Here is an 8307-nt window from a genome sequence, read left to right as displayed (position 1 = left end):
CGCTTTGGCGTTAGTCCAGTCTAATGATCTGGTAGTCTATGAAGCTTTAAAGGTAAGAAACTTAGTCAAAAACCGTAAGCTTGCCAAGTCGATTTCTGATGCTTCTTGGTATCAATTCACTGAATGGTTTGAATTTTTTGCCAAGATTTATCGGATTGTTTGTGTTGCTGTTCCTCCCCATTTCACGACTCAAGATTGTTCAGTTTGTGGTACGAGAGTTCAAAAAACCTTAAGCACTAGAACTCATCAATGTCCTAACTGTAAAACAATCTTAGATAGGGATCATAATGCAGCAATAAATATTCTTAAAAAAGGGTTACAATATTTGGGAAATCATCTCAACGGTACTGTTGGGCAAACAGAAACCGACCCAAACGCCTTGGGAGAGTCCGACCTCTGGATTTTCAGTGGAGACATTGAGAATCTAAGTTGTCTCGTTGAACAAGGAATTTCTAACAGCGATGTGGAAAGAATCCCCCGTCACAGCGTAGCTTGACGGTGGGAGTATGTTAATCCTAAGTATTTTTATTGTCTATGGCCTGTCATTTATCCCTCAATCAACTAGCTCAATTATTGTCCTTACAAGATAATGGTGACATAAGTTTTAGTCCTGATAGTTTAGTATCTGGCATTAATACTGATAGCCGTAGTATTGAGTCAGGACAAGCATTTTTGGCCTTAAAAGGTGATAATTTTAATGGTCATGATTTTATCGATATGGCTATCGAAAAAGGAGCGGCGACATTGATTGTCGATCAGCCAGTTTCGGTAAATTACTCTAGTAATATTCCTGTATTCCTGGTCCAGAATACCCTAGAAACCTATCAGCAATTAGCCCATTGGTGGCGGAATCAATTTACTATACCCGTGATTGCTATTACAGGATCGGTGGGGAAAACCACGACTAAAGAATTAATCGCTTCGGTATTAGCAACCCGGGGAAAGGTACATAAAACCCTAGCTAATTATAACAATGAGATCGGAGTGCCGAAAACTCTCCTCGAACTGGATGAAACTCACGATAGTGCCGTAATCGAGATGGGAATGCGGGGACGGGGAGAAATTGCCCTGCTCGCTCAAATCACCCAACCGACGATCGCAGTGATTACTAATGTGGGAACCGCTCACATCGGTCGTTTAGGGTCGGAAGCAGCGATCGCAGAGGCGAAATGCGAGTTATTGGCCGAGTCTCCTTCTAGTAGTATAGCTGTTCTTAACTACGATCACCCTTTACTTACCGAAACAGCTAAACGGGTATGGCAGGGGGAAACAATTACCTATGGCTTCTCTGGCGGCGATATAGTCGGGGAATTACTGGATTTAACTACTTTACGAGTAAATGGACTAGATTTTAACTTACCTTTATCCGGTCGTCATCATGCTTTAAATTTTATGGCGGCCTTGGCCGTAGCGAAAATTTTAGGCATCGATTGGACTTCTTTGCAAGAGGGAATTAAAGTTAATTTACCCAGTGGTCGGGCCAAACGTTACCAATTAGAGCCAGATATCCTACTCCTCGATGAAACCTATAACGCGGGTCTAGAATCAATGTTAGCGGCCTTGGATTTACTGAAAGCTACTCCCGGTCAGCGTCATATTGCTGTTTTAGGCACGATGAAGGAGTTAGGGTCTTTTTCGGAGCAATTACATCGCCAAGTGGGTGAGAGGGTGCAAAAACTAGGTATAGATCGCTTGTTTGTCTTGGTAGATGACCCAGAAGCTAAGTTTATTGCTGAGTCCGCTACTGGGGTCGCTTGCGAATGTTTTCAAACTCACGCAGATTTAATTAATCGTTTAAAGAAAGTGATCGATTCTGGCGATCGCATTTTATGTAAAGCTTCCCATTCCGTCGGTTTAAATCGCGTGGTGGAGGAGTTAATCAGTGATATTAGGAGTTAGGAGATATATGTTAGATAATAGAGCATTTTTTAGGAAGAATGGCCTACTAAAAACTGTTTTTTCAGCGATTTTAGTCCTAGTTTTCTTTTTTTCGGCCGCTCAAGTCTCTTTTGCCCAACAATCGAGACGACTGGAGACTTATCTCCCGGATCTCAGTGGTTTAGCTTGGGTAGAAGCGGATATTTTTCTAGGGGTTCACGATGCCAAAAATAAGGGCAAAAATAGTGATCCATCTCAACCAAGGCTGAGTCTTTTACAGCTGCCTACAGAGGAAAAACCGCTATTATGGCAGGTTTTAAGGGTAGATTGGCCAAATCCAGAGGGATTGAGTAACGATCTCGAAAGTATTACTTCTATCCCAGAAACTAATTTATTTTTGTTGGCTGAAAGTGGCGAGAAAAAACCTTTTCAAAGACTATTTTTAGTAGCATATAACCAGCAAAAAGTCAAGATAGTTGAGCAAATAAATTGGCCGATCGCGGTGGACAATGTAGAGGCGATCGCTGTTAGTCGGCAAGGCGATCGTTATCTATTTATCTACGCAGAACGGGCCGATAGTCAAGAGAGTACAAAGATTCGCTGGACGGATATCTCGTTCAATCCCTTAAAATTCGGGGAATTTCAGTCGGTAACTTTTCGGAGTCCTTTTGGTAGTGGTAAAAATATTCGCCCCATCTCCGATTTAGCCGTAGATAAGCAAGGTAATATCTACATAGCTTCCGCTTACGATCCAGATAATGCGGGAGTGTTTAGAAGTGCTGTTTACCGTATCGGTCAAGTTACAGCCGATAATAGCCTAATTATTGCCCCTAATCCCCAAAAAATTGCAGAAATCGACGGCTCCAAAGTGGAAGCGGTGACCACCAGAGAATCTCCTAGAGGTAAAATAGAAGTCTTTATCGGTACAGATGACGAGAATTATGGCGGTTTTATGCGACCTTTGCTCTTAGATAATTAGCTAAGTTGTTCGTAATTTAAATTGCTTGTTGAGACGAGGCAAGAGGCAAGAGGCAAAACCCCTCCTTGCCCCCCCGATGTCGGGGGGGTTGGGGGGGCGGGGGAGGTTCGGCTAATCTAAGAATAAGCGGTTTAAATACGTCTTAGTTTATCAGACTTTGCTGATAGCATATCTCGAAAAGAACGCCAGCCTAAGTCTGATATAGCACGGGATAGTTGACGATTTTTAACCATTGCCGATGTGTTTAAATCCTCTAAAACTATCGTTTGATTTTCACGAAAAATCTAGTGGATAGTTTCTGCAAGAAATCAGTGCGAGTGTCTTTAATCTTTGCGTGGATTTTAGCCACTCGTTTTCTTGTTTTTTCCCGTCGTTTACTTCCTTTCTGTTTTCTAGAAAGGTTTCTCTGTGCTTTTTTAAGCCGTTTTAGTCGTTTCTTTAACGGTTTTGGTGCGCTTATCTTTTCCCCTGTTGAGAGAGTAGCAAAAGTAGCAATCCCTAGATCAATTCCTACTGACTCCCCATTGTTAGGAAGTGTTTCAGGTTGAATCTCAACCACAAAACTAAGAAAGTATCGATCTGCTGCGTCTTTAATCACGGTGACTCTAGAAGGTTTAGAGGGTAATGGACGGCTCCAAATGACTTTTAAATCACCGATTTTTACTAAAGTAACGTGGTGTTGATTGACGGTGAAGCCATTATCGGTAAATCTTGCTGATTGTTTAGATTTACGTTTTTTAAATTTAGGAGGTTTGACTTTCTTCCCTTTTCTTTCTCCTTGACAAGATGCAAAAAAGTTAGAATAGGCTGTCTCTAAATCTCTCAAATACTGTTGTAAAAGAATAGAATAAACCTCAGTTAAACAGTTTTTTTATGTTGTCTTTTTAATCTTAGTTAGTCTCTTAGATAACTCAGTATATTTAGGCTTTTTCTCTCCTTGTCGATAGAGTTATTGGCAGTGAGCTAAGGTATTGTTCCAGACAACACGCACACACCCGAACAATTGAGACAAAAGCCTTTTTTGTTGGTTTGTTGGGTAAATGCGGTATTGATACCTTGCTTTCATTGGGTTAAAATGAGTGGGTCTGCACTCTATAATCAGTGAGCAGTAATCAGTAAACAGTAATCAGTGAGCAGTAATCAGTGAGCAGTAAACAGTAAAAAGACAGTAGGAAAATTCTATTTAATACTGCACACTTAAAAACTCACATCTGATAACTGATAACTTACCCACTGATAACTGATAACTGATAACTGATAACTGAGAGGTGCGCCATTGGAAGTTCTCAAGTGCTATATTAGGGATCAAGAAAAGCCGTCCTAATAAGGACGGGGTTTTAAACCCAAATTTTCGATAATAGCATTCATACTCATTATTTTTCTACCATCATTCCCCCCTATCCTCTCTGGTATTATCCCTATGCTTGATGCAGTCATAATTTTACTATTCGTCTTCGCTATTGCCAGTATTGGCTATAGTGGTGTGGACTTGCTGCCGGTTACTGTCCAGTCGCAAATCAGCAATATTGAAGCGTTACGCTGGTTATCGGCGGGTTTTGCCTCAATTATTGGTTTAGCCCTTGGTTTAGTTGCCCAAACTACCTATCGTCGTCTAGAAACCCAAGTAAGACAAACTCCGATCGAAGTTATTTTAACCCGTTCGGTCGGTCTAGTTATCGGTTTGTTGATTGCTAATCTGATCTTAGCTCCGATTTTCTTCCTACCGATTCCCAGAGAATTCTCGTTTATTAAGCCGATAATCGCCATTTTAGGCAGTATTATGTTTTCCTATCTGGGGGTTAGTTTAGCTGATACCCACGGTCGGACTTTTTTGCGTCTGATTAACCCCAATAGTATGGAATCAATTTTAGTGGCAGAAGGAACCCTGCAAGCGGCCGCCACCAAAGTTGTTGACACCAGTTGTATTATCGATGGTCGTATCGAACAATTGTTAGACACGGGATTTATCGAAGGACAGATTCTCATTCCCCAATTTATCCTTCAGGAATTACAACAGTTAGCGGATGGCAGTAACGACCAAAAACGAGTCAGAGGAAGACGAGGACTAGATATCTTAAACCGGATGCAGCAAGAACTCCCCGATCGCATTGTCATTCATCCCGCCGATTATGACGATATTAGCACCGTAGATGCTAAATTAGTCCATCTTGCCCAAGAAATTAACGCCACCTTGCTCACTAACGATTATAATCTCAGTAAAGTGGCCAATCTGCAAAAAGTCACCATCTTGAATGTCAACGATCTCGCCCAAGCAGTACGTCCGATCTACTTGCCCGGGGATACGTTGGATCTGAAAATTCTCAAAGCAGGAAAAGAACCCACCCAAGGCATCGGTTATCTAGAAGATGGCACGATGGTAGTGGTAGAAGAAGGAAAAGATTATCTAGGGGGAGAATTGCGGGTAGTGGTGACATCTGCACTGCAAACCTCGGCCGGACGGATGATTTTTGCTAAACCCCAAAATTCCCTAATTGCCTAAAGGTAATAAAACCCAAAAAAGCCTCAAATACAGAGCCAGAGGGGATTGTATTTGAGGAATTTCATTTTTTAAGGGAAGTTAAGTCACTAACCGAACTATCTAGCCAATTTATATCTAAATTAGGCCGGTTTATTGATTACAGCCATGGACTGACGAGCAAAACCGAAATAACTATCCCAGAATTGTTTCTGACTATCGAGGGCAACTTTGGTGGCGGTTTCTTGGGCGGTTAGGTAGGATTTCACCCATTCTTGTTGATATTCGAGGGATTTAACCAAAGTTTCTGGAAACTCAAACACTGGTGTAGTCGAGGGAACACCATTACCCCAAGCGGACAGAAGCATTTTCTGCCATTCGGCTAGGTATTTTTGGTATTCTTCAAGATAATTGGTGTTCATAGAAGTCAAACCGCTAACTAGCCCATCTGGACGGAGATGGTGAGAAAGTGGGGCGGTGTTGCCACCTTCTCGAAAGCAAAACCGGTGCCGAGATAAAATATAATATTCTATCCCTTCCTTAATATTATAACCTGAGTCTGCGACCAGCCCCAATCTTCATGCGATCGCCGTCAGCCCAGCCTATTTTTTTGGTGACTGGGAACTGACGCTAAAATAGTCCTACTCTAGCCATTTTCTCCCAACTATGATCGATCGCCCTATTCATGTAATTGGTGGAGGATTAGCGGGGACTGAGGCGGCGTGGCAGATAGCCCAAGCAGGTATTCCCGTGATCCTGTACGAAATGCGCCCAATTCGCTCTAGTCCCGCCCACCATAGCCAATTTTTAGCCGAATTAGTCTGTAGTAACTCCTTTGGTGCCATGGCGGTGGATCGCGCTACTGGGTTACTCCATGAAGAATTACGACGCTTAAATTCTCTAGTTATTGCCCAGGCCGATCAGCACAGTGTCCCCGCAGGAGGGGCTTTAGCGGTCGATCGAGGGGTCTTTAGTCGAAATTTGACGGAAATCTTGGCTAACCACCCTCTAGTCACCTTAAAACGTCAGGAGATCACGGAAATTCCCCGGGATGGTATCGTCGTTTTAACCACTGGACCGTTAACCAGTGCTGCTTTGGCCGCAGATCTGCAAAATTTTGCCGGCCTGGACTATCTGAGCTTTTTTGATGCCGCTAGTCCGATTATTCTAGGGGAATCGATCGATCGATCGATCGCTTTTCTGGCCTCCCGTTACGATAAAGGTGAGGCCGCCTATCTCAATTGTCCCATGGATCGGGAACAATACCTGCACTTCTGGCAAGAACTAAAACAGGCAGAACAGGCAGAATTAAAGGATTTTGAGCGAGAAAATGCCAAATTTTTCGAGGCTTGTCTGCCAATCGAAGAATTAGCCAGTCGGGGAGAGGATACCATGCGTTTTGGTCCCCTGAAACCGGTGGGATTAGCGGATCCCAGATATCCAGATCAACGTCCCTACGCAGTTATACAGTTGCGAATGGAAGATAAAGCGGGGCAATTGTGGAATATGGTGGGATTTCAAACTAATTTAAAATGGGGTGAACAAACACGAGTTTTCCGTCTGATTCCGGGGTTAGAAAAGGCCGAATTTGTCCGCATGGGGGTGATGCACAAAAACACCTTTATCAATTCTCCCCAGTTATTATCCTCCAGTCTCCAGTTTAAATCGCGACCGACGCTATTAGCGGCAGGACAGTTAATCGGCACGGAAGGCTATACGGCTGCGGCTGCTGGGGGATGGTTAGCGGGAACTAATGCCGCTCGTTTAGCTTTAGGATTAGAAACGGTGACATTGCCAACCACAACGATGATGGGGTCATTATTTGAGTTTATCAGCAGTGCCGAACCGAAACATTTTCAACCGATGCCGCCAAATTTTGGCATTTTGCCGAATTTTACCAGAAAAATCCGCAATAAACGGGAACGTTACGGTCAATATGCCGATCGCTCTTTGCAGGATTTAGAAGCATGGATGAATCAGTTAAAAACTCCCTGTCTCGTCTAACTGTCAATCGCTAAATCGATCGCCCATAATAGAGAAGGAACCTATTTCTTTCTCTATCGCTATGCCAAACCCCGATTTTTTCCCTCCCCAATCCTACAGTCAAGAGGATGTGCAGGAAATTCTCTATTTGGCTATCTCCCGTCAAGGGGATAAGGGAGAAATTACCCGTCAACAGTTGTTAGAAATTGCCGACGATTTAGCTATTGAAGTTAAAGACTTAGAAGCGGCGGAAAATGACTGGCAAGAGTCAAAAATGGTCAGTTATAAGCGGCAAGAATTCGATCGCTTTCGTCGTGAGGAGCTAAAACATAAAACCGTTCGCTATCTGATTATTAATAGTTTTTTTCTTACCATTAACTTAATTAGTGCTGGAACAATTTCTTGGGCAATTTATATCTTTTTGCTGATGGGTTTACCTCTTTCTCTCTCGGCTTGGAAAACTTTTCAAAATCAAGGAATTGCCTACGAAGAGGCATTTAAACGCTGGAAAATTAAGGAGGAAATGAAAGAGTCTTTTGGCAATCTTTGGACACAAATTAAAAAGTTTTTACAGTTTTAAGTACCTAGTCAAAAACAAATTCAACTATAGAGAATAGGGAATAGGGAACAGATGGTAGGGTGGATTAGCGAAGCGTAATCCACCGTCTGCAATAAACTGAAACAACTATAGTGATTTCAAATAAGTCCGATACACTCTGGATCGATGAAACCTTTATTCTATTTGGTATTGATAAGTAGCTGGTTATAATTAAATTAAAAATGGATTTTAGGTTCGATACCCCCTGCCCCCCTTAATAAGGGGGGTGCCGATCCCCCCTTAGTCCCCCCTTTAATCCCCCCTTGATAAGCTATCCATTAGTCAGATCTTTCTTAACAAAAAGAGAAGAAACTTAAAAAAAGGGGAAACGATTGATAGGTATAGTTTTGAAAGAAGGAATTAAGGTGGAGGTAAGCAAAAAAATGGAGAAAT

7 protein-coding genes and 1 pseudogene are annotated in these 8307 nt (G+C 42.5%); 6 read left to right on the top strand and 2 right to left on the bottom strand.

The genetic code is table 11. The features are described from left to right. The 3 genes from IM500_RS05455 to IM500_RS05445 form a co-directional block, all read left to right on the top strand. The coding region (locus IM500_RS05455; RefSeq protein WP_287737914.1) for an RNA-guided endonuclease InsQ/TnpB family protein at window positions 1-496 on the top strand (496 nt) is incomplete at its 5' end. A gap of 38 nt (window positions 497-534) precedes the next feature. Then, entirely contained in the window at window positions 535-1899 is a 1365-nt protein-coding gene (locus IM500_RS05450; RefSeq protein ID WP_190723689.1) for a UDP-N-acetylmuramoyl-tripeptide--D-alanyl-D-alanine ligase, read from the top strand. A 7-nt stretch (window positions 1900-1906) separates the two neighbouring features. Next, entirely contained in the window at window positions 1907-2857 is a 951-nt protein-coding gene (locus tag IM500_RS05445; RefSeq protein ID WP_190723691.1) for a hypothetical protein, read from the top strand. A 137-nt stretch (window positions 2858-2994) separates the two neighbouring features. Here IM500_RS05445 and IM500_RS05440 read toward each other — a convergent pair. Beyond that, window positions 2995-3923, bottom strand: a pseudogene (locus IM500_RS05440) (RNA-guided endonuclease InsQ/TnpB family protein); the annotation flags it as partial. Between the two features lie 354 nt (window positions 3924-4277). On the opposite strand from IM500_RS05440, the gene IM500_RS05435 reads away from it, so the two are divergent. After that, a complete protein-coding gene (locus IM500_RS05435) occupies window positions 4278-5357 on the top strand; it encodes a PIN/TRAM domain-containing protein (RefSeq protein WP_190723693.1) in 1080 nt (359 codons plus the stop codon). Window positions 5358-5476: 119 nt separating this feature from the next. On the opposite strand, the gene IM500_RS05430 is transcribed toward IM500_RS05435, so the two are convergent. After that, window positions 5477-5755, bottom strand: coding sequence for a thylakoid-associated protein (locus IM500_RS05430; protein WP_072924610.1), 279 nt, complete (start codon window positions 5753-5755; stop codon window positions 5477-5479). 244 nt (window positions 5756-5999) lie between these two features. Here IM500_RS05430 and trmFO point away from each other — a divergent pair, with 244 nt between their 5' ends. After that, window positions 6000-7337 carry an FADH(2)-oxidizing methylenetetrahydrofolate--tRNA-(uracil(54)-C(5))-methyltransferase TrmFO gene (gene trmFO / locus IM500_RS05425; protein ID WP_002778590.1) on the top strand — a complete coding sequence of 446 codons (1338 nt, stop codon included), beginning with the start codon at window positions 6000-6002 and terminating at the stop codon, window positions 7335-7337. 61 nt (window positions 7338-7398) lie between these two features. Further along, window positions 7399-7896: a 2TM domain-containing protein gene (locus IM500_RS05420; RefSeq protein WP_287737912.1), complete on the top strand. Its 498-nt coding sequence runs from the start codon at window positions 7399-7401 to the stop codon at window positions 7894-7896. The last annotated feature ends 411 nt before the right edge of the window (window positions 7897-8307 follow it).

Origin of the sequence: Microcystis sp. M179S2 (genome assembly GCF_020245805.1) — a bacterium.
GTDB lineage: Bacteria > Cyanobacteriota > Cyanobacteriia > Cyanobacteriales > Microcystaceae > Microcystis > Microcystis aeruginosa.
Note: the sequence above shows the minus strand (reverse complement) of the source record. Positions and strands in the feature narration are given on the sequence as shown.